The organism is Halorubrum trapanicum, from assembly GCF_002355655.1.
GTDB classification, from domain to species: domain Archaea; phylum Halobacteriota; class Halobacteria; order Halobacteriales; family Haloferacaceae; genus Halorubrum; species Halorubrum trapanicum_A.
This window is the reverse complement of record NZ_AP017569.1, coordinates 2,367,487-2,393,161: the sequence shown is the minus strand read 5'-3', so window position 1 is coordinate 2,393,161 and position 25,675 is coordinate 2,367,487. Positions and strand designations below refer to the sequence as shown.

At 70.6% G+C, this 25,675-nt stretch carries 26 protein-coding genes; 11 read left to right on the top strand and 15 right to left on the bottom strand.

Features of this window, described 5'->3' with window-relative positions; genetic code table 11:
• Window position 1 precedes the first annotated feature (1 nt).
• The 3 genes from CPZ01_RS11685 to CPZ01_RS11675 form a co-directional block, all read right to left on the bottom strand.
• Window positions 2-898: an NAD(P)H-binding protein gene (locus tag CPZ01_RS11685; protein ID WP_096395281.1), complete on the bottom strand. Its 897-nt coding sequence runs from the start codon at window positions 896-898 to the stop codon at window positions 2-4.
• 86 nt (window positions 899-984) lie between these two features.
• Entirely contained in the window at window positions 985-2,355 is a 1,371-nt protein-coding gene (gene serS, locus CPZ01_RS11680; RefSeq protein WP_096395279.1) for a serine--tRNA ligase, read from the bottom strand.
• A gap of 558 nt (window positions 2,356-2,913) precedes the next feature.
• The gene (locus tag CPZ01_RS11675) at window positions 2,914-3,396 is read right to left on the bottom strand and encodes a hypothetical protein (RefSeq protein ID WP_096395277.1); all 483 of its coding nucleotides are present in this window, start codon (window positions 3,394-3,396) and stop codon (window positions 2,914-2,916) included.
• A 155-nt stretch (window positions 3,397-3,551) separates the two neighbouring features.
• Between CPZ01_RS11675 and CPZ01_RS11670 the strand changes: the two genes are divergently transcribed.
• The 5 genes from CPZ01_RS11670 (at window position 3,552) to yciH (ending at window position 10,016) form a co-directional block, all read left to right on the top strand.
• Window positions 3,552-4,925, top strand: a complete 1,374-nt coding sequence (locus tag CPZ01_RS11670) for a dihydroorotase (RefSeq protein WP_096395275.1) — start codon at window positions 3,552-3,554, stop codon at window positions 4,923-4,925.
• A 200-nt stretch (window positions 4,926-5,125) separates the two neighbouring features.
• The gene (locus tag CPZ01_RS11665; RefSeq protein WP_096395273.1) at window positions 5,126-6,172 is read left to right on the top strand and encodes an AAA family ATPase; all 1,047 of its coding nucleotides are present in this window, start codon (window positions 5,126-5,128) and stop codon (window positions 6,170-6,172) included.
• Window positions 6,173-6,202: 30 nt separating this feature from the next.
• Complete coding sequence (locus CPZ01_RS11660) at window positions 6,203-7,384, top strand: DUF58 domain-containing protein (RefSeq protein ID WP_096395271.1); 1,182 nt, start codon at window positions 6,203-6,205, stop codon at window positions 7,382-7,384.
• Window positions 7,381-9,669 (top strand): transglutaminase TgpA family protein, encoded by a 2,289-nt coding sequence (locus CPZ01_RS11655; protein ID WP_096395269.1) that lies wholly within the window; start codon window positions 7,381-7,383, stop codon window positions 9,667-9,669. Before CPZ01_RS11660 ends, CPZ01_RS11655 begins: the two co-directional genes overlap by 4 nt.
• A 53-nt stretch (window positions 9,670-9,722) precedes the next feature.
• The gene (gene yciH / locus CPZ01_RS11650) at window positions 9,723-10,016 is read left to right on the top strand and encodes a stress response translation initiation inhibitor YciH (protein WP_004596695.1); all 294 of its coding nucleotides are present in this window, start codon (window positions 9,723-9,725) and stop codon (window positions 10,014-10,016) included.
• Window positions 10,017-10,133: 117 nt separating this feature from the next.
• Here the strand turns inward: yciH and CPZ01_RS11645 are convergent, their stop codons facing one another.
• Window positions 10,134-10,967: a geranylgeranylglycerol-phosphate geranylgeranyltransferase gene (locus CPZ01_RS11645; protein WP_096395267.1), complete on the bottom strand. Its 834-nt coding sequence runs from the start codon at window positions 10,965-10,967 to the stop codon at window positions 10,134-10,136.
• Window positions 10,968-11,179: 212 nt separating this feature from the next.
• On the opposite strand from CPZ01_RS11645, the gene CPZ01_RS11640 reads away from it, so the two are divergent.
• The 3 genes from CPZ01_RS11640 (at window position 11,180) to CPZ01_RS15045 (ending at window position 13,189) form a co-directional block, all read left to right on the top strand.
• Entirely contained in the window at window positions 11,180-12,226 is a 1,047-nt protein-coding gene (locus CPZ01_RS11640; RefSeq protein WP_463605023.1) for a disk-shape morphogenesis protein volactin, read from the top strand.
• A 120-nt stretch (window positions 12,227-12,346) separates the two neighbouring features.
• Window positions 12,347-12,955 carry a helix-turn-helix domain-containing protein gene (locus tag CPZ01_RS11635; RefSeq protein WP_096395265.1) on the top strand — a complete coding sequence of 203 codons (609 nt, stop codon included), beginning with the start codon at window positions 12,347-12,349 and terminating at the stop codon, window positions 12,953-12,955.
• A gap of 69 nt (window positions 12,956-13,024) precedes the next feature.
• A complete protein-coding gene (locus CPZ01_RS15045; RefSeq protein WP_157745968.1) occupies window positions 13,025-13,189 on the top strand; it encodes a hypothetical protein in 165 nt (54 codons plus the stop codon).
• 30 nt (window positions 13,190-13,219) lie between these two features.
• Here CPZ01_RS15045 and CPZ01_RS11630 read toward each other — a convergent pair whose 3' ends face one another.
• The 3 genes from CPZ01_RS11630 to fer all read right to left on the bottom strand — a co-directional run bounded on the left by CPZ01_RS11630 (window position 13,220) and on the right by fer (window position 15,462).
• Window positions 13,220-14,455, bottom strand: coding sequence for a TIGR04347 family pseudo-SAM/SPASM protein (locus CPZ01_RS11630; RefSeq protein ID WP_096395263.1), 1,236 nt, complete (start codon window positions 14,453-14,455; stop codon window positions 13,220-13,222).
• The gene (locus CPZ01_RS11625; RefSeq protein ID WP_096395261.1) at window positions 14,452-14,853 is read right to left on the bottom strand and encodes an Htur_1727 family rSAM-partnered candidate RiPP; all 402 of its coding nucleotides are present in this window, start codon (window positions 14,851-14,853) and stop codon (window positions 14,452-14,454) included. Before CPZ01_RS11625 ends, CPZ01_RS11630 begins: the two co-directional genes overlap by 4 nt.
• Window positions 14,854-15,072: 219 nt before the next feature.
• Window positions 15,073-15,462, bottom strand: coding sequence for a ferredoxin Fer (gene fer, locus CPZ01_RS11620; RefSeq protein WP_004596710.1), 390 nt, complete (start codon window positions 15,460-15,462; stop codon window positions 15,073-15,075).
• Between the two features lie 239 nt (window positions 15,463-15,701).
• Here fer and CPZ01_RS11615 point away from each other — a divergent pair, with 239 nt between their 5' ends.
• The 3 genes from CPZ01_RS11615 (at window position 15,702) to CPZ01_RS11605 (ending at window position 18,123) form a co-directional block, all read left to right on the top strand.
• The gene (locus tag CPZ01_RS11615) at window positions 15,702-16,571 is read left to right on the top strand and encodes a CheF family chemotaxis protein (RefSeq protein ID WP_096395259.1); all 870 of its coding nucleotides are present in this window, start codon (window positions 15,702-15,704) and stop codon (window positions 16,569-16,571) included.
• A 129-nt stretch (window positions 16,572-16,700) separates the two neighbouring features.
• Entirely contained in the window at window positions 16,701-17,618 is a 918-nt protein-coding gene (locus tag CPZ01_RS11610; protein ID WP_096395257.1) for a hypothetical protein, read from the top strand.
• A gap of 271 nt (window positions 17,619-17,889) precedes the next feature.
• A complete protein-coding gene (locus CPZ01_RS11605; protein ID WP_394338331.1) occupies window positions 17,890-18,123 on the top strand; it encodes a hypothetical protein in 234 nt (77 codons plus the stop codon).
• On the opposite strand, the gene CPZ01_RS11600 is transcribed toward CPZ01_RS11605, so the two are convergent.
• The 8 genes from CPZ01_RS11600 to CPZ01_RS11565 all read right to left on the bottom strand — a co-directional run bounded on the left by CPZ01_RS11600 (window position 18,093) and on the right by CPZ01_RS11565 (window position 25,591).
• Window positions 18,093-18,335 carry a hypothetical protein gene (locus tag CPZ01_RS11600; protein WP_096395255.1) on the bottom strand — a complete coding sequence of 81 codons (243 nt, stop codon included), beginning with the start codon at window positions 18,333-18,335 and terminating at the stop codon, window positions 18,093-18,095. The two genes, CPZ01_RS11605 and CPZ01_RS11600, sit on opposite strands and share 31 nt — an antisense overlap.
• Window positions 18,332-20,323 (bottom strand): TRAP transporter permease, encoded by a 1,992-nt coding sequence (locus CPZ01_RS11595; protein ID WP_096395253.1) that lies wholly within the window; start codon window positions 20,321-20,323, stop codon window positions 18,332-18,334. Before CPZ01_RS11595 ends, CPZ01_RS11600 begins: the two co-directional genes overlap by 4 nt.
• 80 nt (window positions 20,324-20,403) lie before the next feature.
• Window positions 20,404-21,525 (bottom strand): TAXI family TRAP transporter solute-binding subunit, encoded by a 1,122-nt coding sequence (locus CPZ01_RS11590; RefSeq protein WP_096395251.1) that lies wholly within the window; start codon window positions 21,523-21,525, stop codon window positions 20,404-20,406.
• 143 nt (window positions 21,526-21,668) lie between these two features.
• Window positions 21,669-22,097: a universal stress protein gene (locus CPZ01_RS11585; RefSeq protein ID WP_096395249.1), complete on the bottom strand. Its 429-nt coding sequence runs from the start codon at window positions 22,095-22,097 to the stop codon at window positions 21,669-21,671.
• Between the two features lie 56 nt (window positions 22,098-22,153).
• Window positions 22,154-22,975, bottom strand: coding sequence for a fumarylacetoacetate hydrolase family protein (locus tag CPZ01_RS11580; protein WP_096395247.1), 822 nt, complete (start codon window positions 22,973-22,975; stop codon window positions 22,154-22,156).
• A 45-nt stretch (window positions 22,976-23,020) separates the two neighbouring features.
• On the bottom strand, window positions 23,021-23,368 hold the full coding sequence (locus CPZ01_RS11575) for a cupin domain-containing protein (RefSeq protein WP_017344206.1): 348 nt from the start codon (window positions 23,366-23,368) through the stop codon (window positions 23,021-23,023).
• Window positions 23,365-24,153: an SDR family oxidoreductase gene (locus tag CPZ01_RS11570; RefSeq protein ID WP_096395245.1), complete on the bottom strand. Its 789-nt coding sequence runs from the start codon at window positions 24,151-24,153 to the stop codon at window positions 23,365-23,367. The genes CPZ01_RS11575 and CPZ01_RS11570 overlap by 4 nt, the downstream gene beginning before the upstream one ends.
• Window positions 24,154-24,271: 118 nt before the next feature.
• Window positions 24,272-25,591 (bottom strand): nickel pincer cofactor-dependent isomerase, group 22, encoded by a 1,320-nt coding sequence (locus CPZ01_RS11565; protein ID WP_096395243.1) that lies wholly within the window; start codon window positions 25,589-25,591, stop codon window positions 24,272-24,274.
• Between the last annotated feature and the right edge of the window lie 84 nt (window positions 25,592-25,675).

Here is a 25,675-nt window from a genome sequence, read left to right as displayed (position 1 = left end):
GCTACGCGCGGAACTCGTCGGCGTAGTCCGCGACGAACTCGCGGACCGTTCTCGGCGGTCGCCCCAGCAGCGTCTCGATGTCGTCGGTCGTCCGTCCGGAGAATCCTAGTCGAACGACCGAATACTCCGCGACCATGAACACGACGAATCCCGGAGAGAACCCGCGTCGATACATCTGCCGCGCGAACGTCAGCCGGGACGGGTCGGCGTACTCGATCGGCCTGTCGAGCACGTCCGAGAACACCCCGGCGACCTCGTGAAAGTCGAGCGCGGCCGGGCCGGTAAGGTCGTACGCCCGGTTCCGGTGTCCGGGGTCGGTGAGGACGGTCGCGGCCACCGCGGCCACGTCCCGCGCGTCGGTGAAGCTCAACACGCCGTCGCCCGCCGGGACGAATATCTCGTCGCGCTCGACGATCTCCGCGCGGTGGATCTCGCTCAGATTCTGGGCGAACCACGAGGCCCGGAGGAAGGTGTGCGCGAGGTCCGTCGCCGCGAGGTGCGTCTCGATCCGGCGATGCGGGAGGACCGGGAGCTTCTCCGCGCCCAGGATCGACAGGAAGGCCACGCGGTCGACGCCCATCCGGTCGGCGGCGTCGGCGAACTCGCAGACGTCGCTCACGCCGCTTCCCGGCGGGTACAGGAGGAAGAGTCGGTCGACGTCCGCCAGCGCCGCTCCCCACGTTTCGGGGCGACCGAGATCGAACTCGACGCACTCCGGCCCCTCACCGAACCGTTCGCGTGCGTCGTCCGGGCTCCGAGTCGCGACGCGGACCGCCGCCTCCCCGTCGGAGAGTTCTCGGACGAGCGGCTCTCCGACGGTCCCCGTCGCGCCGGTAACGAGGACGCGGTCCGCGGTCGGTCGTCCTGAGTCCGCCTCGTCGATGGAGGCGCGTTCCATACGTCCCGTTCGCGGTTCGCGTATAAGAGATTCAGCCTCCGTCCGGGCACGAAGGCCTCAGGCGGCGTCGCCGCCGCACCGCCCGGCTACTCCCCGCCCAGCTTCGACTCGCCGACCGCGTCGTGGCCCTCGATGACCTCGGTGCCGCCCATGTACGGGCGCAGCGCCTCGGGGACGGTGACGGTGCCGTCGTCGTTCTGGTAGTACTCCAAGATAGCGACGACGACCCGCGGCACCGCGAGCCCGGAGCCGTTGAGGGTGTGGAGGTACTCCGCGGACTCGTGGTGCTCCTCGCGGTATCGGATTCCGGCGCGGCGCGCCTGGAAGTCCTCGAAGTTCGACACCGAGGAGACCTCCAGCCAGCGGCCGCCCTGCTCCGGTCCCTCGTCCATGTCGTCGGCGGGCGCCCACACCTCGACGTCGTACTTCTTCGCCTGCGTGAACCCGAGGTCGCCGGTACACATCTCCAGAATGCGGTAGGGGAGCTTCAGCCGTCGGAGGACCTCCTCGGCCTCGTCGACGAGCCCCTCGAAGCGCTCGTCGCTCTCCTCTGGCCGGACGAAGTTCACCATCTCCACCTTGTTGAACTGGTGGACGCGGACGATGCCGCGCGTCTCGGTGCCGTGTTCGCCCGCCTCCTGCCGGAAGTTCGGCGTGTACGCCTGGTACTTGAGCGGGAGGTCCTCGCCGAGCAGGATCTCGTCGCGGTGGAGGTTCGTGACGGGTACCTCCGCGGTCGGGAGCAGCCAGAGGTCGTCGTCGTCGTACGCCTCCTCGTTCGACCCCTCGACGCGGTAGGCGTCCTCGGTGAACTTCGGGAGCTGGCCGGTGCCCCGCATCGACGCGGAGTTGACCGGGATCGGCGGGAACACGTCCTCGTACCCCTGCTCGCGGTGGACGTCGAGCATGAACTGGATCAGCGCGTGCTCCAGCCGGGCGCCGTCGCCCTTCGCGACGTAGAACCCGCCGCCCGCGACCTTCGCGCCGCGCTCGAAGTCGAGAATTTCGAGGTCCTCGCCGAGGTCGTAGTGCGGCTCGATCTCGTCCGGGACGTCACGGAGGTCGTCGAACCCCTCGCGACGCACCTCGACGTTCTCCGACTCGTCTTCGCCCACGGGGACCGAGTCCTGCGGGATCTGGGGGAGTTCGAGTAAGGACTCCTCCAGTTCGGCCTCCAGTTCGTCGGCGCGCTCCTCGATCTCCTGAAGCTCCGACTTGAGCTCCTGCGAGCGCTCGATCGCCTCTTGGGCCGCCTCCTCCTCGCCGGCCCCCTTCAGCTCGCCGATCTTCGAGGAGACCTCGTTGCGCTCGTGGCGCAGGTCGTCGCCGCGCTGTTTCAGCTCCCGCCACTCCTCGTCGACGTCAAGTATCCGGTCGAGGTCCACGTCGACGCCCTTGTTCGCGAGCGCCTCGCGGACGACCTCGGGGTTCTCCCGGACGAACTGTCGAGACAGCATTTGTCGGGGGTTCCGCGGGGCGACCCAAAACCGTATCGGAGCGTCGGTAACGTCTCACAGCGTCTTCTTTTAGTTAGCACTCGGTGATCGGCAGTGAACACTGCCGAAGCCCCAGTCGCTCGCTTATAAATAGTTGACAGCTGATCGGCGGCGAACACCTCCAAAGCCCCAGTCGCTCGCTTATAAATAGTTGACAGCTGATCGGCGGCGAACACCTCCAAAGCCCCAGTCGCGAGGACGGCGCACGCTCGTTGCGCGCTTCAGTCGTTCACTCCGTTCGCTCCTTCCAGTGCTTACGTCGCCTGCGCCGTCCTCGCGACTGCCCCTTTGAGTCCCGCCCCGTCCCGCACCGCGACCGCACCTCTCACCTCCCCAGCCTCGTCGCCGGCGGCGAAGCCGCCGGCTGCCAGAGGCGCGTCGCGCCTCGCTGCCGCTCACTCCCTTCGGTCGTTCGCGGCGTCCCTCGCGCGTGCTCCTCGCGGCCGCCGATGGCGGCCACTCGGAGGCACGCGCCGACCGCCTCGTCTATTTATAAATCGACGACCGGTGACTGAATCGTCAGTACCCGCCCGGCAGCGCCATCCCGACGGCGAGCGCGACGAGCGGGACCGCGGCGACGAGCGCGTACCACAGGCCGGCGCCGACGAGGAGGAGCCACGTCGAGTAGCCGTACCCCGTCGGATCCCAGTCGACGCCGAGCCGCGGCAGGCCGATCACGGCGACCGCCGGCGCGACGAGGGCGACGAGGACCGCGCCGAACAGCGCCGTCGTGAGGAACCCCTCGCTCCAGGCGGGACCCGCCTCGCCGGCGTACGCGACGGTGAGCGCGACGCCGGCGACGTACGGGACCGAGAGCCCCACGGACACTCCGAGGTACGAGGGCAAGACGCGTCCCGCCGGCGGGAGCGCGTCGAACAGCGCCCGGATCCGGTCGGCGGCGAGGAACGGCGCGCACAGTCCGGCGGCGACGAGACCGGGGAAGAGGAGCAGCGCGACCGTCCACAGCCAGCCGACCGCGGTGTCGACGAGCGCAGGGACCATGCCCGGTCGATTCGCCGGTACCGGCAAACGTCTTGTGGTGGCGCGGGACGGGTCGCCGGTCGCGGTCGCCGCCCCGCAGCTCCGCCGCCTCCCAGCCGATCCCGCGGCCGGGAACCACCAGCGTTTATCCCGCGCGCCGCGACCGGCCGACAACGATGCTCATCACGGGCGCGACGCTGGCCGACGGCCGGGTTCGAGACGTGCGGATCGGCGACGACGGACGGATCGCCGCGGTCGCCGAGGGGCTCGGCGCCGACGCCGGCGAGCGCGTCGTCGAGGCCCGCGGCAGACACCTCCTGCCGGGCGCGGTCGACGTTCACGTCCACTTCCGCGAGCCGGGCGGGAGCCACAAGGAGACGTGGGCGTCGGGCTCGCGGAGCGCCGCCGCGGGCGGCGTCACCACTGTCGTCGACCAGCCGAACACCTCGCCGCCCACCGTCGACGGCGCGGCGTTCGACGAGAAGGCCGCGCTCGCCGCGGAGTCGCTCGTCGACTACGGGATCAACGGCGGCGTGACCCCCGACTGGGACCCGGAGAGCCTCTTCGAGCGCCCCCTGTTCGCGCTCGGCGAGGTGTTCCTCGCGGACTCGACCGGCGACATGGGGATCGACGCCGACCTCTTCGCCGACGCGCTCGACGCGGCCGCGGCGCGCGACGTGCCCGTCACCGTCCACGCCGAGGACGCGACGCTGTTCGACGAGTCGGCGCTCGACGGCGACCTCGGCGGCGTCGGCACGGCGGCGACCGTCGACGCGTGGTCCGCCTACCGGACGGCCGACGCGGAGATCGCCGCGGTCGAGCGCGCGCTCGCGGCGGCCGCCGACCGCGACGCGCGGGTCCACGTCGCGCACACCTCGACGCCGGAGGCGGTCGACGCCGTGAGCGAGGCCCGCGAGGGCGAGTCGGAGGAGAGCGACGGCGACGAGGCCCAGACCGACGACGCGCCCCGCGTCACCTGCGAGGTGACGCCCCACCACCTGTACCTGTCCCGCGAGCGGGCGCGGTCGCTCGGAACCTTCGGTCGCATGAACCCGCCGCTCCGCTCGGAAGGGCGCCGCGAGGCGCTGTTCGCCCGGCTCGCCGAGGGCGACGTCGACGTCGTCGCGACCGACCACGCGCCGCACACCGTCGGAGAGAAGCGCCGGGGGCTCGTCGACGCGCCGAGCGGCGTCCCGGGCGTCGAGACGCTGTACCCGCTGCTGCTCGAATCGGCCCGGAAGGGGGAGCTGTCGCTCGAACGCGTCCGCGACGTCGTCGCCGCGAACCCCGCGGAGATATTCGGCCTCGACCGGAAGGGACGGGTCGCGGAGGGGCGCGACGCCGACCTCGTCTTAGTCGACACCGCCGACCCGCGGGAGATAGAGGCCGCCGCGCTCCACAGCGCCCCCGCGTGGACTCCCTTCGAGGGGCTCCGCGGCGTCTTCCCCGAGCTCACGCTCGTCCGCGGCGAGGTCGTCTACGAGCGCGACCCGGCGACCGGGGCGGCGTCGTTCGGCGAGCCGGTCGGACGGAACGTCAGGGAACAGTAGCCGCGGACCGCGAGGAGCCCGTGGGGTCACCGCCGGAGCGGCGAAGCCCCGAAACGCCGAATTCGCCCGCGAGGGACGGACCGCCGGCGGCGGAACGCATATGACGCTTCCCGCCGTAACCGTGTCATATCCATGATCACGGGGAGCATTCGCACGGTCGTCTCCGGACGGGAACCCGGCCCGGACGAGGCCGACCGAACATGACGGCCCCCGGGGAGTCGGGACCGGTGGGGGCCGGTCCGGCGGAGTCGGCGGACGGCGAGGCGGAATCGACCGGCCGCGAGGGGGCGGGAACGGGAGCCGCGGCCGCCGCGGCGGTCGAGCCCGAGACCCCCGCCGACGTCGCCGCGCTCGCGGACCGGATCGTCGACGAGGTCGAGGACGTGATCGTCGGCAAGCGCGACGCCGTCGAACACGTCCTCGTCACCGTGCTGGCGCGCGGCCACCTCCTCGTGGAGGACGTGCCGGGCGTCGGGAAGACGACGCTCGCGAAGTCGGTCGCGCGCTCGATCGACGGCTCGTTCAAGCGCGTCCAGTTCACCCCGGACCTGTTACCCTCCGATGTCACCGGCGTCAACGTGTTCAATCGCCGCACCGACGAGTTCGACTTCCAGCCCGGCCCGGTGTTCGCGAACGTCGTCCTCGGCGACGAGATCAACCGCGCCCCGCCGAAGACGCAGTCGGCGCTGCTGGAGGCGATGGAGGAGAACCAGGTGACGACCGACGGGACGACCCGCGACCTGCCGGACCCGTTCTGCGTGATCGCGACCCAGAACGACGTGGAGCCCGGACAGACCTACGAGCTGCCGGTCGCCGAGGTCGACCGCTTCACGAAGAAGATCCGGCTCGGCTACCCGGACACGGAGGAGGAGGCCGCGATCCTCGGGCGGCTGGCCGGCGACCACCCGGTGGACGCGGTCGAGCCCGTGGCCACGATCGCGGACGTCCGGCGGGCCCGCCGGATCGTCGGCGAGATCGAGGCCTCGGAGGCGGTCCGGGAGTACGTGGCCCGGCTCGCGGTGTTCACCCGACGGAACGCGAAGCTCGGGGCGAGCCCGCGCGGGAGCCTCGCGCTGGTCCGCGCGTCGCAGGCCCGCGCCGCGCTCGACGGCCGCGGCTACGTGGTCCCCGACGACGTCCAGGCGGAGGCGCCGACCGTGCTCTCGCATCGCATCCGAACCGAGTCGGGCGGGACCGACGGCGCGGACGTCGTCGACGACGCGCTCGACCGGATCCGCGTGGAGTGACGAGATGACGCCGACGCCGCCCTCGTCCCGATGACGCCCGAACTCACCCGCCGCGGACGCGTCGCCGGCCTCGTCGGCCTCGTCGCGGCCGCCAGCGCGCTCGCCGCCGGCGGGCGCGCGCTCGACGCGATCGTGATCCCGGTCGCCATCGCGCTCGCGGCCGGCTACGTTCAGGTGTCGCGCGTCGACGTCCCCGCGGTCCGACACGTGACGCCCCCCGACGGGTTCGTCGGGGAGACGAGGGAGGTCCGCCTGGAGTTCGGCCCCGAGGCGGCGCGGGACGGCGACGCGGACGACCCCTCGTTCCTCGCCGACGTTCTAGTCCGAGTCGACGAGGGGCTCGACGGGCCGACGGCGCCGATCCGAGCGGCGGTCGGCACGGAGCCGGTGTCGTATCACGTCACGTACCGCGAGCGCGGCGAGCGGACGCTCGGCCCGGTCGATCTCACCGCCACCGACGTGTTCGGACTGTTCGAACGCGAGATTCGCGTCGACGAGACCGCCGCGGTGACCGTCTATCCGCCCCGAGACCCGGTCCCGACGCGGTTCCGCCGGGCGCTGTACGCGGCCGACGCGGTGGACGTGAGCCGCCAACGCGAGGAGTTCGACCGCCTCCGCGAGTACACCCGCGGCGACGCGGTCCGGGACGTCCACTGGGCGACGACCGCCAAGCGCGACGAGATCGTCGTCAAGGAGTTCGCGGCCGAGACCGCTCGGAACCGGGTGACGATCGCGGGCGGCACGGAGGTCAGCGGCGGCGAGGCGCGCGGTCGCGGCGGTCGCAGCGGCGGGGAGCGCTCGGGATTCGGCGCCGCCGGGCGCGGCGACGACGCGGACGAGCGCTCCGCGGGCGCGGCCGCGGCCGACGAGCTCGCGCGGGCGACGGCGAGCCTCGCGCTGGCCCTGCTCGACGACGGCGTCCCGGTCGACGTGCGGCTGCCCGGCGGGCGCGTCTCGGCGGCCCCGGGCGGCCGCGGCCGGCGCGAGGTGCTGGAACTCGCGGCACTGACCGGTCCGGGAGCGGCGACCGACGACGAGGTCGACGTGACGGTCGTCGCCGACGCCGACGGCGCTCGGTTCCACACGGGCGACCGGTCCGAATCCTTCGCCGACCTGCGCCGCGAGGCGGAGGGAGAGCGTACCGCGAACGACGACGCCGAGCGGGGACGGGCCGACGGGGCGGCGGACGGACGGGAGGTGGCGTCGCCGTGAGCCCGGACTCGTCCGTCCGCGCGCGCCTCTCGCAGAGCGGTTCCGGCGAGGGCGACCGACGGCCGACCGACCCGGCGGTCGTCGGCGTCGCGGTCGTCGCCGCGGCGTACCTCGCCGTGTTCTTCGAGGTGACGAACGTCGTCGGCGGGACGGGGCGGACCGCGGCGGTCGTCGCGCTCGCGGGGGTCGGCGGGGTCGCGCTGGCGCGGGCCGTCGGCGAGCGGACCGCGCTGTGGCTAGCGGGACTGCTGTTCGCCGCGGGGCTCGCGGGCTACTTCCTCGCGATCCCCGCGAGCCAGCGCGCGCTGTTCACGGTCCGGAGCGTCGCCTTGGACCTCCTCGCGCTGTCGACCGGACTCTCCGTGCTGCGGCTGGCGCTCGCGGACGTCTGGGTGCTCGCGGTGGCGCCGGTGCCGACGTTCCTCGTCGGCTACTTCGCGGGGCGCGGGCGCCACGTCGCGGCCGCGACGGTGGCGGGCGGGACGCTCGGCTTCCTCGTGCTCACCGGCGACGCCGGGACGGGCGCCGCGGTCGCCGGCGTCGTCGGCCTCGCGCTCGCGGTGGGGCTCTCCACGCTGTCGACGCCGAGCCGTCGCCGCGGCCACGCGGGCACCTTCGCGCTGGTGGTGGCGGCGATGGTCGTCGCGAGCGCGACCGTCACCGTGATCCCGGCGGGCGCGGCGGCGCCGCTGGGGCTCGACCGCGGCACGACGACGCTGGAGTCGAGCCTGAGCGGCGACGACGAGCTGGAGGTGGTCGGCTCGACGCGGCTCTCCCCGGAGGTGCGGTACACGATCGAGAGCCCCGTCGAGCGGAACTGGCACACCGGGGCGTACGACACCTACACCGGCGACGGCTGGGTCAGGAGCGGCGACCGGTCCGCGGTCAACGGCACGCTGTCCGGGCCGCCGGGGGAGGCGGAGGCGATCGACGTGACGATCACCGCGGAGACCGAGTCGAGCGCGCTCCCGGCGCCGTGGAAGCCGGTCGCGGCCTCCGGCGGTGGCGCGGTCGAGGTCGACGAGCGCGGCAGCCTCCGGCTCGCGGAACCGCTCGAAGCGGGCGAGACGGTGACCGTCGAGAGCCGCGTGCTCGACGCCGACCCCGCGGCGCTCCGGAACGCTAGCACCGACTACCCGGCGGCGATCGAGGAGCGGTACACCCAGCTGCCCGAGAGCACGCCGGACCGGGTCGGCGAGCGGACCGAGGAGATCGTGGCCGCGGCGGACGCGGTGTCGCCCTACGAGCAGGCGGCCGCGGTCGAGGCGTACCTGCGCTCGGAGTACGACTACTCGCTGACCGTCGAGCGGCCCGAGGGCGACGTCGCCGACGCGTTCCTCTTCGAGATGGACGCCGGCTACTGCGTCTACTTCGCGACGACGATGGCGGCGATGCTCCGGTCGCAGGGGATCCCGACCCGGATGGAGACCGGCTATACCTCCGGCGAGCGGGTTGGCGACGACGAGTACGTCGTCCGCGGGCAGAACGCCCACGCCTGGGTGTCGATATACGTGCCCGACCACGGCTGGGTGGCGTTCGACCCGACTCCCTCGGGCCCGCGCGACGAGGCGCGCGACACCCGGCTCGCGGAGGCGCGCGCCGACGGCGCCGAAGACGTCGACACCGAGGCGTCCGCGCCCGATCGGACGCCTGAGACTGACGCCGACTCGGACGAGACCGATCCGGAGGCGACCGACGACGGCGCGCAGACGACCGAGGGAGCGAACGACTCGACGGCGGGGAACGCGAGCGGCGGCGGGACGCTCGGTCCCGGCGGCATCGCGCGGCTCGACGGGACCCAGACGGGCACCGCGCCGTCGACGGCCACCGGTCCGGCGGCGGGGTCCGAAGCGAGCGGGAGCGACGGCGGTCCGCTCGGATCGCTGCCCGACCCGGAGACCGCGCTCTACTGGCTGCTCGTCGCGGGGCTCGGCGTCGCGGGCGCTCGGCGGACCGGACTCGCGGGCCGGGCGAGCCGGCGTATCGGGCCGGTGCTTCCGCGCCGGCGAGGGGACCCGAAGGCGGACGCCGAGCGGGCGTTCGCCGACCTCGAACGGCTGCTCGCCGGGCGCTACCGCGAGCGGCGACCGGGGGAGACCCCGCGGCGCTACGTCGACGCGGTCCGGACGCTCGGCGCCGACGAGCGCGTCGAGACCGTCGCGGCGGCGTACGAGCGCGCCGCGTACGCCGAGTCGGTGACCCGCGACGAGGCCGACGCGGCCCGCCGGACCGTCCGCCGGCTCGCGCTCGAACGACTACCGCTCATCGGGCGGTTCGTCCGCTGATGGGGGGCTTCCCGACACTATTTAATACGGGCGTCCTGTAGATTCGGGCTGTAATGTCGGAAGTCTGCTCGACGTGCGGACTGCCCCAGGAACTCTGCGTCTGCGAGGACGTCGCGAAGGAGTCCCAGCAGATCAGCATCCGCATCGACGAGCGCAGGTACGGTAAGGAGGTAACGGTCATCGAAGGATTCGACCCGAAGGACGTGGACCTGAGCTCCCTCTCGTCGGATCTCAAGTCGAAGTTCGCCTGCGGGGGCACCGTCGAGGACGGCGCCATCGAACTCCAGGGGAACCACTCGGGTCGCGTGGAGGACTTCCTCCGCGACAAGGGCTTCAACGTCGCGTGACCGTCACCTGACCGTCCGGCGTCGAGCGTCGCTTCGAGCCGAGACCGCTTTTTCAGACCGATTAGCCGACGAGCGGCCGCCGCGTCCGCCGAGCGCCATCGCCGCGGGATCGCCCGCTCACGCGACCACGGCGGCCCGCCCGAGGACGAACGCCGCCGCCGCGAGGAAGGTGCCGTATTTAAACCGTCGCTGCGCGGCGGCGGGGTCGGAGAAGCTCTCGTAGGTCGCGTACAGCATGACCGCGTCGGCGACCGCGACGACCGCGAGGTACGCCGCGCCGAGCGTCCCGGAGCGGTACGGAAGGGGACTGACGGCGACGGCGACGACGAGCGCGGCGGCGCCGATCCACAGCGCCGTGCGCTCGCCGACCGCGATGGGCAGCGTCGCGAGCCCCTCCTCGCGGTCGCCGGCCACGTCCTCGACGTCTTTGATCACCTCGCGGGTGAACGTCGAGAGGCCGGCGAGCGCGGCGAGGACGAGGACCGCGCGGGGGTTGCCCACGGCGGCCCCGCCGAACAGGAACGTCGAGCCGACGAGGTAGGCGACTAAGGCATTGCCGAGCCCGGGCGTTCCCTTAAAAAGGCTCGTGTAGGTGACCAAGGCGACGAGGTTCACCGCGGCGATGGCGATCGCGAGCGGCGGGAGGAAGACCGCGGCCGCGACGGCGACAGCGAACCAGACGGTCGCGGTCGCGAGCGCTCCTCGCGGCGAGACGGCGCCCCGCGGGATCGGCCGGTCTGGGCGGTTGACCGCGTCGATCTCGCGGTCGAAGTAGTCGTTTATCGCGTTGCCCGCGGCGACCGCGAAGGCGGTCGTCGCGGCCGCGAGCGCGGTTGGGAGGGCGGCGCCGCTCGCGCCCGCGACGAACGCGCCGGTGGCCGTGAGCACCCCGGCGGCGACGCAGTTCCCGAGGCGCGCGAGCTCGACGATGCCGCGGAGCGTGTCTCGCACGTCGTCCGCGTACTCCCGCCCGCGAGGAATAAACGGTGCGGGATCGGTCGGGGACTCGACGGGCGATGGGAGGCCAATCGTCTCGTCGTCGAGGGGATGGCTCGTCGGTGTGAGGGCCGCTCGTTCCCTCCCGAAGGTGTTCGTCCGGCCCCGACCGGATCCCGGTCGATCTGCCACGAACGTTTATCAGGTCCGAAATGAAACGGTAGGGCATGGCTAAAGGGTTAGACGTCGGTACGATGAACATCCTCTCCGGGCGGCAGGAGGGCGCGGAGACGGTGTTCGTACAGCAGCGGAACTCGTTCGTCGAGATCGAGTACAGCGACATGGCGGAGCAGATGCTCTCGCGCAGCGAGGTCCTCCACATCCGGAAGGACGACAAGGTGTACGTCGTCGGCGACGACGCCCTGAACTTCGCGAACATCTTCAACAAGGAGACGCGGCGGCCGATGCAACACGGCATCCTCTCCAGCGAGGAGGCGTCGGCCATCCCGATGATCAAGCTGATCACCGAACAGGTGGTCGGCGAGCCCTCGAAGCCGAACGAGCGGCTGTTCTACTCCAGCCCCGCGGACCCGATCGACTCCGGGCTGACGACGCTGTACCACGAGAAGACGCTCGAATCGATGCTCGGCGACATGGGGTATGACCCCGAGCCGATCAACGAGGGGATGGCGGTCATCTACTCCGAGCTCGCCGACAACAACTTCACCGGCCTCGGGATCTCCTTCGGCGCGGGGATGACGAACGTCTGTCTCGCCTACTACGCGGTCCCCGTGATGAAGTTCTCCATCGCCCGCGGGGGCGACTGGATCGACGAGCAGACCTCGCAGGCGACGGGCACGCCCGTCGACAAGGTGACGAGCATCAAGGAGGACGACTTCGAGCTCGACTTCCGCACCGACGTGGGCGGCGTTGAGGGCGCGCTCGCCATCTACTACGAGAACCTGCTCGACTACGTCATCGAGAACATCACCCGCGAGGTCGACGAGGAGGACGTCGAGGAGGGGCTTGACGTACCCGTCGTCGTCACCGGCGGCACCTCCAGTCCGAAGGGGTTCGAGGACCTGTTCGCCGACCACCTCGCGGACGCGAACATCCCGTTCTCGATCAGCGGCGTGCGCTCGGCCGACGAACCGATGTACAGCGTCGCCAGCGGCGCCCTCGTCGCCGCCCGCTCCGAGGAGGGAGAGGAGGCCGACTCCGGCGGTACCCCCGACGAACCCGCCGAGGAGGCCGCCCCCGAGCCCGAGGACTGAGGCGCGGGCGCGGTCGCGGTCGCGTCCGTTCACTCGCTTTTTCGGAACCGACTCGAACCGCCGCGTCGGATCGCGGGAATCCGCCGAAAAGTAAAACCGACGCCGTCCGTAGCGACTGACATGTCCGACGCCGCCGGCGCCGAGGGGGACCGTCGCCTGCGGGTCGACCTCGACGTCGACCCGACCGGTGACCGCGGCTGTCCGATCGTCGCCGAGGCCGACGAGGCCGCCGCGGTCGCGGTCAACGCGGTCGGCGACGAGTGCGTCGTCGACGTGACGACGCCGGACGGCGAGGTGCGTCGCGGGACCGGCGAGGTCGACGCGGACTGCCTCTGTCACGCGTTCTCCCGGCTCGGCTGCGTCCCGCACTTCCGGCGCGTCGAGGACGGGACGATCCTCGTCACCGCGTACGTCGACGACCGGGCCGCGGTCCGCCGGCTCGTCGAGGAGCTCCGCGGGGTCGTCGACCGAGTGCGGCTCGTCCGGCTCGCGGTCGTCGAGGGGCCGGACGCGACCGAGCAGGTCACCTTCGACCTCTCCGCGCTGACGCCGAAGCAGCGCCGCGGGCTCGAACTCGCGGTCGTTCGCGGCTACTTCGACGACGACCGCGACGTGCGCCTGAGCGAGCTCGCCGACGAGCTCGGGATCAGTAAGTCCGCGCTCTCGCAGCGGCTCCGCACCGCGCAGGCGAAGCTGGTGACGGACGTCTTCGACGGCGCCGAGCGCTGACTGACTCCTCTTGAAGCGGTGTACCGGTAAAGCGGGACGCCGAGGGGGCGCGGCCGCCTCCGTTCGGCCATGAGCAACGACGACCCGCCGGCCGTCGAGCCGGTCCGAGACGACGCCACCGTCGAACTCGTGCGCGACGCGATCGGCGTCGCCCGCGGCGAGGTGCCCGCGGAGCACTTCTCGGCGAAGTACGGCACGGCAGGAGAGTCCGAGACAGTCGGCGACGAGGAGTAGGCGACCGCGACGGCCGCGGTCCGGGGCGGCTCAGTCGTCGGCGGGCGCGGACGGCCCGGCGCCGTCGATCCGCGCGAGCGCCTCCTCGCCGGCGCGCTCCGACTCCGTGAGGTAGCACTTCGGGTCGGGCGCGAACGGGTCGCCGTGCGCCGAGAGCGCGCGGAGCCGCGAGCCGCCGCGACAGATCGACTGGTACGCGCAGTCGGCGCAGCGGCCGGAGAGGCGCTCCTCTCGCTCGCGGAGCCCGGCGAGGAGCGGATTCGACTCGTCGGTCCAGATGGCGCCGAACGAGCGGTCGCGGACGTTGCCCGGCGAGTATCCCTGCCAGAACTGCGTGAGGTGGACATTGCCGACGGGGTCGACGTCGGCGACGCGCTCGCCGGTCGGGTCGCCGCCGTTGCGCCGGAGGTACCGATAAATGAGCCGGGCGCGGTCGGTGCCCATCTCGCGGTCGGCGTACTCGACGAGGTGGCCGGCGTCGGCGTAGTTGCCGACGAGCAGCGTCTCGATCTCCTCGCCCCGCTCGTGGTACTCGCGGGTGAGGTCACAGAGGTCGGTGACCGCCTGGCGGGTCGCCTCCGGACTCAGGTCGACGTTCGAGATGTCGGCGCCGCGGCCGCCGTAGTCGAGGTGGTAAAAGCAGAAGCGGTCGACGCCCACGTCGACGAGGAGGTCGACGACGCCCGCCAGGTCGTCGACGTTGTGCTCGGTGATCGTGTAGCGTAGTCCCGTCTTGAGCCCCACGTCGAGGCAGGCCTCGATCCCCCGGACCGCGGCGTCGAACGCCCCCTCCTCGCCGCGGATGCGGTCGTTGCGCTCGGGGAGCCCGTCGACGGAGACGCCGGCGTACTTGAGCCCAGCTTCCTTCAGTTCGCGGGCGCGTTCGCGGGTGAGCAGCGTGCCGTTCGTCGAGAGGACCGGTCTGATTCCGCTGTCGTCGGCGTACGCGACGAGCTCCGGGAGGTCCTCGCGGACGAGGGGTTCGCCGCCGGAAAAGAGGAGGACCGGGACGCCGAACTCCGCGAGGTCGTCGACGAGCGCCTTCCCCTCCGCGGTCGACAGCTCGTTCGGGGCGCCCTCGGCGTCGGCGCCCGCGTAGCAGTGCTCGCAGTAGAGGTTGCACCGCTTGGTGGTGTTCCAGACGACGACCGGCCGCCGCTGTTTCTCCTCCGTGATCTGCGGCTCCTTCGAGCCGTCGGCCGCGTCGTAGCGGAGCCCGTCGCTCTCGGCGTCGAGCCCGCACAGCAGCTTGCTGACGGAGATCATCGCGACCCCTCCGCGGACGGCTCCGCGGCGTCTTCCTCCCCGTCGACCGACGCGCTGCCGGACGCGACCGTCGGCGTCCCCTCGGTCTCTTCGTAGACGCGCGGCTCGTCGGGGTTCTCGGACGACTCGGAATCACCGTCCGCCCCGTCCGCGTCGCCAGCGAGCGACTCGGCGGAGTACCGGGACACCTCCCCGGCCGGACACACCCACACGTCGCGGGCGTACCACGCGAAGAGCTTGCTCGCCTCCTCGTGGGCGGCGTCCGGCGTCGGCGCGGCGACGGTGCCGACGTGGCGGAGCGGGTCCGACTCCGCCTCGCGGACGAACACCTCGAACCGGCGACCGTCGGCCGACCGGGGCCCGTTCGCGTCCTCGCCTCGGTCCGTCTTCTCGACCATACCCCCGATACGGACGGTCCCCCGAACGGGGTTTCGCGCGTTCTCACGGCCGCGAAACTCGCCCGAACAGGTTCGGGCGATGAGGGGCGGCGCGGTTACCGGCCGGGAGGAGTGAGCAGAGACCGGCGGATCGACCGCTGCCGAAACGGGGAGAGATGCGAGGACCGCGAGCGGCGCGATCCCGCGTGAGAACGGCCTGTCACCGCAGGAGAGACCCGTTTAGATGACGCGGTTCTGCAGGTAGTCGAGGTGTTTCGCGTTGTAGACGATCTTGACCTCGTCGGTGGCCGGGCTCCCGATACAGGTCAGGCGGACGTTCTTCTCCTCGACCTCCTCGTCGGAGAGGATCTGCTGCATGTCCATCTCGATGTCGCCCTCCTTGACGATGGAGGCGCAGTTCGCGCAGGCGCCGGCGCGGCACGAGAAGGGCCAGTCGTAGCCCTGCGCCTCGGCCGATTCGAGGATGTACTCGCCCTGGTTCACTTCGAGGGTGCCGTAGTCCTCGGCGTCGAGGTCGGCGTCGGCGGCCTCCTCGAAGAGGTTGTCGTCGTCCATCGACCAGCCGTGGTCGTCGAGCACTTCGTAGTTGAGGTATTCTACTGTGGGCATCACCTGCCGATTTGATGCCCACCTCATTAGGCTTTGCTGTTCCCCACCCGATCGCTTCGAGATCGGACGCCGCCGACCGAACACGTTCGACTCGTTTCGGCGGCGACGGCGGGGTTCGGAGCGCCCGATCCTCGCCTCCGCTGCGGGGATCCGTCCGCGACCGCTCGCGTGACAAACAGTTATCACGACTGATACAAGGTGAGTAACAATAAATAGCGTACGGCGCTCAGTAACCGTTGATGGAGGAGTCCGTCGTCGCCGACTTCGTCGGCCGCGTCCACGCGGCGAGTTTCGGAACCGACGAGCCGGTGACGGGCCGCATTCTGCTGAGCCAGCGGCGGTTGGTCATCGCGACGGACGACGGGAAGGAGACGGTCCCGCTCTCGCGGGTGTTCGACGTCGTCGTCGGGAGCGTCCCGGGCGACCTGCGCTCGTTTTTCAACGACAGCGTCACCGTCGCGTACGAGCGCGACGGGTCGCGGCGAACCGCGCTCGTGGAGGGCGAGCCCGAGGACATGGACAAGTTCGTCAGGCTCCTGTTCAAGGCCCTGCTGCGGAACGTCACCGTCACAGTGCGGCACCCGGCGAAGGTCGGCGGGCGCGTCACGGACGCGAGCGACCACCGCGCCTCGGTGTCGGTGTCGCCGGGCGAGATCCGGTTCGAGAACTGCCCGGAACCGTTCGTCGTCGACCTCTCGGCCGTGATCGACTACGAGCGCACCGACCGCACCCTCGGCGGGAAGAAGCGGCCCGCGCTCGTCTTCCGCCACGTCGCCGACGGCCGGACGGTCACGTCGATCGCGACCGTGCCGAACGAGCGCGCGCTCAACGTCCTCGGCCGGTACATCAAGATCGAGTACGACGAGGCGATGGAGGAGCTCGACTCGTTCGACCCGACCGAAGAGCAACTGGAGATTCTCGTCTCCATCTACTCCGCGGGCGGCGAGGCGAACATCGCGGACGTGGTCACCGGCGACGTCACCCAGACGTCGATGATCCTCGACACGCTCCGAGAGGCCGAGCTCGTCGCCGACGGCGAGAGCGGGGCCGCGCTCACCCGCAAGGGACAGATGATCGTGAGCTCCTACCTCGAATCGGTGAACGCCTGACGGCCGGACGCGGCGCGGTCGAGGGTCGGGCCTGCCGCGGTCGAAGGCCGGGTCCGTCGCGTTCGAGGCCGAACGCGACGCATCGGCCCGGGGGGAAGTTTCAAGCTCCTGTAACCGTAGGTATCTCTCATGCGAGACAGTGACCACCGCGGCGGCGAGACGCCGCTCGACGCCGTGGTCCGCGAACGGGGAATCGACGCGCCCGGGGGGACGGGAGAGGCCGAGGCGGCCGGCTGTGAGACCGTCCCGAGCGACGGCGTCGACTCGGGACCGCGAACGGCCCGCGTGCCGGCGGACCACGACCACGACACGTTCTCGGTCGACGGGATCGACACCGACCGCCGCGAGGGGCTGTTGGAGGCGGTCCTGCGCGATGTCGACGGCGTCAGCGACGCCTCGGCGACCCGGCGCAACGGGACGGTGGGCGTTCACCACGACCCGTCGCTGTCGCGCGACGCGCTCCGCGGGACCCTCGAATCGTGCGGGCTCGTCGTCGCGCCCGGCGACCAGGCGTTCGAGGCGCGGCGGGCGTCGCAGTTCGCGTCGGCCCGCGTCGCTGTCGCGGTCCTCTTCGGACTGATGGTCGCGACGCCGTACGTCGCGGTGTTGTACCCGACCCGCGTCGAGTGGCTGTTCTACGACCCCGTGACGGTCCAGTACCTCCAGTCGATCCTCGCCTCGTCGATGACGACGCACTTCTTCGTCAACCTCGGCGCGCTCACCGGGATCGCGTTCCTCGTCGCCTGCGGGCCGACGATCCGCCGCGCGACCGCCGCCGTGCGCGACGGCCGGTTCACCAACGAGGTCGCGTTCGTCGGGGGCGTCGTCGCGCTGTACGGATACAGCACGCTCACCGCGTTCACGGGGCTGGCGGGGGCGGTCCACTACGACCTGGTCGCGTACGCGGTCGTCGTCGCCACGCTCTGGACGGAGTTCGGCGTCGCCGACACCGCGACCGACCCCGCGTCGAGCGACGAGTCCGCGGCGGAGGCGCCCGGCGACGTCGACGCCGACGAACCGGTCGCGATGACCGACGGCGGGCGCTGAGGCGGTCGCGGCCCCGCTCGGACCCCGCACACGTTTCGATCGACGACGCTTTCTCGCTCGCCAATCGGCGGCACGCCACAGGTCCGGGCGAACGGGTCGCTGGCCGCGAAAACGGCGCGGGGACCAGCGGTCGAACGCAGTTCGACGAGGCGGCGTCTGTCGCGTCCGGCCGGCTGAACGGTCAGGAAATGCGGAGGCGGTCTGCTCGGGCGCCGGCGGCACGACGTCGCTGTCGGCGGCTGCGTCGGGAGGATCCGGAGCGCCCCCCCCGGTGTTCGACGACGCGGTCCACCTCCAGTTCGGTGTCGGCTCGCTCGGCGACGCCCTGATGGGCGAGCTACAGGCGCTCGACTTCGGCGACCGCGAGGGGGTGTACTTCGGGGGGCTCATCCAAGACGGCCTCTTCGACATGCTCGACGCCGGCGGGCCGGAAGCCGCGAGCGAGTCCGAGAGAATCGAGTGGCGGGGCGGCAACTACAGGCTGACGCCGCCGCCGAAGAAGTAGAGGTACACCCACCAGACGTAGCCGACGGCCAGCGCGGTCGCCGTCAGTACCTCCAAGACCGTGACGTAGGTGTTCCCGTGGGTCTTCCGGAATTCCTGAATCAGCTCGATGCGGCGCCAGACCGGCATCAGCGGCTTCGGAATGACTTCTTCGAGGCCGCCCACGCTTGACGTGTCGACCTGGTCTTCCGGGGCTTCTTTGCTCGGGCTCATTGTTTCACCTCACTGACGAACGGGCTCTCGAGACCGCGAACCATCACCTTCTCGGCGACGAAGACGGCGACGAAGACGGCGATGCCTGCGACCTTCACGATCATCATCGGGTACGTCATAATGAGTACGCCGAGCACCGTGAGCGCACTCCGGGTGAGGATTATGCGCCCGACGGACATCTCGAACGGGTAGTTCAGTCCGTAGATTATGGAGATGGCGCCAATCACGACCAGGAGGCCGACCAAGAGCGTGTTGAGGCCGGGAGACATCGAAATCAGACCGGGGTTGTAGACGAACGCGACGGGGAGGACGAACAGCGGGGCGGCGATCTTCAGCGCCGCTCCGCAGGTCCGCCAGAAGTTCGCCTCCGCGATGCCCGCCGCGACGACGGCCGCCGTCGCCACCGGCGGTGTGATGCCCGCCAAGATGGCCGCGTAGAACATCGTGTAGTGAGCGGTGATCTCCGCCACGCCGAACTCGGAGACGAACGTCGGGACGATGAGGATGGCGACGATGACGTACGCCGCGACCGTCGGCATCCCGACGCCCATCACGATGGCGACGGCCATGCCGAGCAGCACCGCGAACAGCAGCACGCCGCCGGAGAGGTTGATCATCAGCAGCGCGATCTTCGCGGGAACGCCGGTCGTCGAGAACAGGTTCACGACGCCGCTGATGACCACGAGGATGATGGCGATGGGCGCGAGGATGATGGCCCCTCGCCGGAAGCCGTGAATCGTGTTCTTGACCTGCGTGACGAACTCCGAGACCGGCGAGACGCCCGAACCGTCGACGAGTCGCTGGAGCGGCGGCATCAGAACGCCCGTGAGCATCATCGCGAACACGGTGTACATCGCCGACGTCATCACCGTGTACTGGGCGAAGCCGAGGTAGTAGATCAGGACGCCGAACGGGACGCCGAACCGGAGCGCCTCGGCGACCTTTTCGTTGCGCGAGAGCGTCTCGTCGAAGAACTCCGAGAACTCCATGTCCTGGTCGCTGGAGTCGCTGATCGCGGTGTAGTGGACCGCGATGGCGATCGACGCGACCAGGATCGCCGCGGGAACCAGCCCCGCGACGACGATGTTGAGGTACGCCACGCCGAGGTACGACGCCATCACGAACGCGGAGGCCCCCATAACCGGCGGGAGCACCTGCCCCGCGGTCGAGGCGACGGCCTCGATGCCGGCCGCGCGGTGGCCGGACATCCCGCTCTCCTTCATCGTCGGAATCGTGAACGACCCAGTCATGGCGGCGTTCGCGGTGTACGAGCCGTTGATGGAGCCGATGACCGCCGAGGAGAGCACGGCCGTCTGTGCCACGCCCGATCGGATGCGTCCGGCCGCGACGATGGCGAGCCGGAGAATCAGATCGAACGCGCCGTACGCGAACAGCAGCCCGGCGTACAGGAGGAACGGTGCGATCCAGGACGCGGTCAGCTGCGTGAGCGAGCCGTAGAACCCGTACAGGTCCGTGACCGTCGCCTGTAGGAGGGTTAGCTGGCTCATCCCGGCGTGCCCGAGGACGCCGGGGACGGCGTCGCCGAACATCGCGTACAGCATCACGCCGATGACGAGCCCGAGGAACAGGTTCCCGAACTCGCGCCACGTGAGGTACAGCAGCGAGATGATGATGAGCCGCGCGAGCATGTACTCGTGTTCGCTGGCGAACCCCTGACGCAGGAGATAGACCGTCTCGAAGTTCAGGAAGAAGTAGAAGGACGCTGTGATGAGCACGCCGGCCGACGGTAGCAACACTAAGGCGTCTATCCGACTGCCTTCTTCGAGCGATTCGCGGGTTTCGTTGAGGGCGTACACCGTCATGATGCCGCCGACGAACAGCACGGCGTACTTGACCGGCGACCACTGTTGGGTGTACGCCCACCAGAGGACGGTCACCCAGAACAGGACGGCTATGAGCGTGACACCGACGTCGAGGCCTCGTAGCCACCCCGTGGGATCGGTCTGTTGTTCGGATTGTGTATCCATGTTTGGGTGTGGGTTTGTTTGTGGTAAAATAGTAGTTGGATTTCGGTTCGCGAACCGGAACTACGTCGCGCCGAGAGGGTTTACGCCGTGTCGCCCTCTTGGAGGCTGTCGTCCCAGGCGTCGTTGTCCTTGTAGTACTGGACTGCACCGGGATGGACGGGGATGCGCTCCTGCGCGTAGGCGAGCATCTCCTCGGCGGAGTCGTAGTCGTTGAACTGCGCTTCCCCGTTGTTGACGACGTCGTTGTGCTCGTGGACGACGCGGCAGAGCTCGTAGACGGCGTCCGGGTTGGCCTCGGGGTTAAACGTGTAGTTGACCTCGAGGTCCCAGGTGAACACCTCGTCGGTGCCGATGTCGGTGCCCGCGATCTGCCAGTCGCTGTAGGGTGTTCGGGTCGTGCCGGCGCCGGAGTACGACTCCGCGGACTCGATGAGCGCGTCCGTCGGTTCGACGTAGCTGAGGTCGACGCGGGAGGCCATCTCCTGAACGAAGCCGGTGTAGCGAACGCCCGGCGCGCCGTACGCGATGGACGCGTCGATGGTGCCCTCCTCCATCGCGCCGGGCGCGTCACCGACGCCCATGTTCTGGATGTTCATCTGGTCGTAGACGTCCGCGGTCGGATCCTGCGACCAGACGTCGAGGGTCGTCGCGCGCGTCGAGTACCCCGGCTCGGCGGGGTAGACGTTCTTCCCGGCGAGGTCGTCGAACGTCTCGATGTCCGTGTCGGCGCGGGCGACGACGTAGATGCTGTACGGGAACGCGCCGAACCCGTACTGAGGGATGCGGGAAACCGACTGCTCGGAGAACCGGCCGCGGTCGTCGAGCGCCTTGTTGAGGGAGTTGTTGTCGGTGATACCGGCGTTGAACTGGTTCTGGGCCATCCGATAGATGGTCCCGATGTAGCCGGGGCTCTCGATGGTCGAGTAGTCGAGAGTGTCGCTCTCCTGGCTGACGGCACGTTCGACGGCGAGCCCGACGTCCTGGGTCCCGCCGGCGGACGTGCCGACGCGGAGCGAGAGTTCCTCGCTGCCGCCGTCGGAGCCGTCCGAACCGTCAGACCCGTCGGATCCGTCGGAGCCGTCTCCTCCGTCACCGCCGTCTCCTCCGTCACCGCCGTTGCCGCTACAGCCGGCCAGTCCGGTGATGCCTACTGCGCCGGTACCGTACAGGAACTTCCGCCGATCGATTGAGTTCTCAGACATACTCAACAGAGTACTCCCGGTCGATCATTAACAATGTGTCTGTTTATTTCAGTTCAAACCTGAGGAATATCCATTATAATGATCTTCAGGGTACATGTCGCCGGATCGAGCTACTCGTCGCAGGCCGGCGTCGTCGGAACGAGTCACTCGTCGAGGATCACCGTCACCGGACGGTCGGCCGCGAGCAGCACCGACTGCGTCGTGCTCCCGAACAGCATCTTGCCGGTCGGGCTCCGGCGCCGCCCGCTCATCGTGATGTTGTCGACGTCGAGCTCCTCGGCGACCTCGATGATCGTCTCCGCGGGGTCGCCGTGCTCGCGCCGCTTCGACGTCGCGACCCCGGTCTCCGCCAGTCGGGCTTCGACGGCGGCGACGGCCTCTGGGTAGTTCTCCTCGTCCCACACGTCCTCGGAGTCGACGCGGCCCCCCTCGCCGCTGACCTCGAACCCCTCGTAGACGTTGAGCAGCACCGCCTCGACCTCCTCGGCGGCGTTCGGAAGCGACGCGACCGCGTCCGCGGCGGCCGGCGCGTGTTCTGTCTCTCCCCCGACCGGCAGCAGTACCCGGTACATACCCGCCACTACCCGAAAGCAGGTAATAAAAGTAGCTGCCGGGGAGGGGCGGCCGCCTACCGCGTCACCGGCGCGCTGACGGTCCCGATCGACTCGACGACCGCCCGCACCTCGTCGCCGGGGTCGATCGGCGCCGCGCCGGGCGTCCCGGTGCTGAACAGGTCGCCCGGCGCCAGCGTCATCACGTCGGAGTGGAACGAGACGATCTCCGCCGGCGGGAACAGCATGTTCCGGATCTCGTTTTCGGCCCGCACGTCCCCGTTGACCTCCGTCCGCACGGAGAGCCCCTCGAGGTCGAGCGGCCCTTCCGGCACCGCGATGGCGGCGCCTGGGACGAGGAACGTGTCGTAGCTCTTCGCCCGCGTGAGGAAGCGCGGGTTCCGCTGAAGCACGTCCTCGGCGGTCATGTCGATCACGGGGAGGAACCCCGCGACCACGTCGTCGACGTTGCCCTCGTCGACGTTCCGACAGGTTCGGCCCATCACGACCGCCAGCTCGGCCTCGGCGGTCACCCGCTCGCTCTGCGACTCCGGCGGCAGCCGGATCGGCCCGCCCGGCCCCGTGAGCACCGACGACGGCTTCATGAAGCTCGCCGGCTCCTCGGGGCGCTGCTCGTCGAGGTCTCCGGCGTGCTCCTCGTAGTTCAGGCCGATCCCCCACAGCTTCCCGAACGACTCCAGGGGCGCGCCGAACGACACGTCCGCCGCCGGGACGGGGTCCGCGGGCGCGTCGGCCGCGTCCCCCAGGTCGCCCGCGGCCGCCCGCGGGAGCGCGTCGCGGACCGTCTCCAGGTCCGGCTCGACGGCGCCGAGCGGAACGTATCCGTCCTCGCCGCCGAGGAGGGGCTCGCCGGTCGCCGTGCGCGCGAGGTACTTCATCGCCCGGTCACCCCGTCCGCCGTCCGCTCGTTCGCTCCGTTCATCTCACTCCTCCCGGTCCGTCCAGAAGTCGAACGAGCGCCCGGGCGCGAACACGTCGAGGCCGACCGCGCGCTCGTCGCCGGTGTTCTCGACCCTGTGAGGCTCGTTCGACTCCAAGAGCACGGAGTCGTTCTTCTGAAGGGTCACTTCGTCGTCCTCGGAGACGACGGTCAGCTCGCCCTCCAAGCAGAGGCACACCTGCTCGTTCTCGTGGTCGTGCATCGGGGAGCTGTGACCCGGCGGCTTCTCGAACCACTCGAAGGAGAAGCGGTCGCTGCCCGCCATCGACACGCGCCGCCAGCCCTCGTCGGGCTCGTACGTCTCCGCCTCGTCGAACGCGACCGGCTTCATAGGTTCGCTCCGGTCGATCCCCCGTCGATCGGGAGGGCGGTGCCGTTGACGTACCCCGACTTCGGCGACGAGAGGAACGCGACCGTGTTACCGAGCTCCATCGGGTCGCCGATGCGTTCGAGCGGATTCCCCGCCCAGTCGTCGAGCCCCTCCTCGTAGGAGTCGTAGTCGCCGCGCTCGACGGCGGCCTCGACGAGGTCGCGGATCCGGCTCGTCTCGTGGGGACCCGGCAGGACGGCGTTCGCGCGCACCTCCGGCGCGAACTCCTTCGAGAGGGTCTTCTCCAGCCCGATGACGCTCATCCGGACCGAGTTCGACAGCACGAGGCTGTCGATCGCCTCCTTCACGCTGCGGGAGGTGATGTTGACGATGGTGCCGCCGTCGCCCTCCTTGAGGTGCGGGTACGACTCCCGGGCGAGGCGGACGACGCTCATCACGAGCAGGTCGTAGGCGTGCTGCCAGTCCTCGTCGTCGGTGTCGAGGAACGCGCCCGAGGGCGGGCCCCCCGCGCTCGTCACGAGGTGGTCGATCGTGCCGAACTCGTCGACGGTCGCCTCCACCAAGGCCGCGACCTCGTCCGCGTCGGTGAGGTCGGCGGAGTGGGCGACGACCTCGCCGGTCGCGACGGCCTCGACCTCCTCCTTCGCGTCCGCCAGCCGCTCCTCGTCGCGACCGTTGATGACGACGTCGACGCCCTCCCGGGCGAGCGCCTTCGCCGATGCCTTGCCGAGTCCGCTGGACGATGCGGTGACGAGCGCCGCGTTCCCGTCGATCTGTAGGTCCATGTCTCACCCATCCCGAGTATGGCGTGAAAACGTTTCCCTACAGGCAACCGGGCGTCTCAGCCGACGACGCGGCGGGTCAGACCGGACGACTCGACGGGGCGACCGGACGACGCGACCGCTACGCGTCCGAGTCGCCGTCGGCCGCCGCCTCGAACCCCGCCGTCCCCGCGTCGAACGCCACCGCCTCGCGGTCGGTCACCGCCGCCGCCTCGGGGAGGTCCTCGACCACGGCCTCGGAGACGCGGAACTCGCCGAGGTCCTGCGTGTTCCGGATCCAGACGATCCGGACCGTCTCGGGGTCGTAGCCGCCCAGCGCCGCCAGCGCGGTCCGGAGCGCGAACTCGTCGTCGGGCGCCACCACTGGGAGCTTCGACTTCGCGAGCGACCCGCTCGTGAGCGCGTTCGCGTACGTCTTCTTCAGGTCGAGCTGGTCGACCGCGCGCTTCCGGGTGAGGTCCGCGAGCCCGATCCCGTTGCCGTTCCCCTTCGTCGCCTCCGTGAGCCCCCGCACGTAGATGAGATCGACGTCCGGCGTCTCCGGGTCGGGCGCGTTCAGGACGCGGTAGCGACCGATGACGTTCGTGTCCATGCCGGCGCCCGAGATCTCCTTGCCGATCTCGTCGACGACGAGCAGGTCGACGTCGTCGACCGGGAGCGTCGGCATCTCGTCGTAGGCGCGCTCCAGCAGCTCCGGCTCGCGGTCGAGGAACGACCCCGCGGGGACGGCCTCCACGTGGCCGATCTCCTCCTCGAAGTTCTCGACGAGCGCGACGCCGCCGACGATCGGGGTCTCCCGCTCGATCACGTCGAGGGCGGCCGTCAGCGTCTCGACGTACCCCTCGGCGATCGCCGTCGAGTGGAACGACTTCGCGCCGCGCTGCTTGCCGAGGCCGACGACGGTCATCTTCGCGAGCCCGCTCTCGATCGGCCCGGTGAAGTTGGTGTGGGCCTTCACGCGGTTCACGACGAGCACGGCGTCGGCCTCGAGGGCCGCCTCGGAGAAGTACACGGGGAGGTCGGCGTCGCCCACGCTCACCGTCGCCAGCTCCGCGGCCGCCATGCGCGCGTCGATCGGCGCGCCGACGGACTCCTCGGTGATCCCGAGCGCCGCCAGCACCTCGCGCTGCCCCTCGGGGGTCGCGCCGCCGTGGCTGCCCATCGCGGGCACGACGACCGGGTCGAAGCCGCGCTCGTCGAGACGGTCGACGACCCCCGCCGCGACCTCGTCGATGCGGTCGATGCCGCGGCTGCCGACCCCGACGGCCACCGTCGCGCCCGCCGGGAGGTCGTCGAGGTCGAGCGCGTCGAGCGACTCGCGCGCCGTCCCGACGGGGTCGTCGAGGCGCTCCGTCCGCGGCTCGTATCGCACCCGCGCGAACCCCGGGAGCGGCTGCGGGTCGATGAGTCCGTCGACGTCGGATCGCTCGGGGAACTCCATGTGCGGCCCCTCGCGGCGACGATACAAAAGCTGCCGGTGGCCGGGCGTCGTCGGAGCCGGATCCCTCGACACCGTGTCGACGGC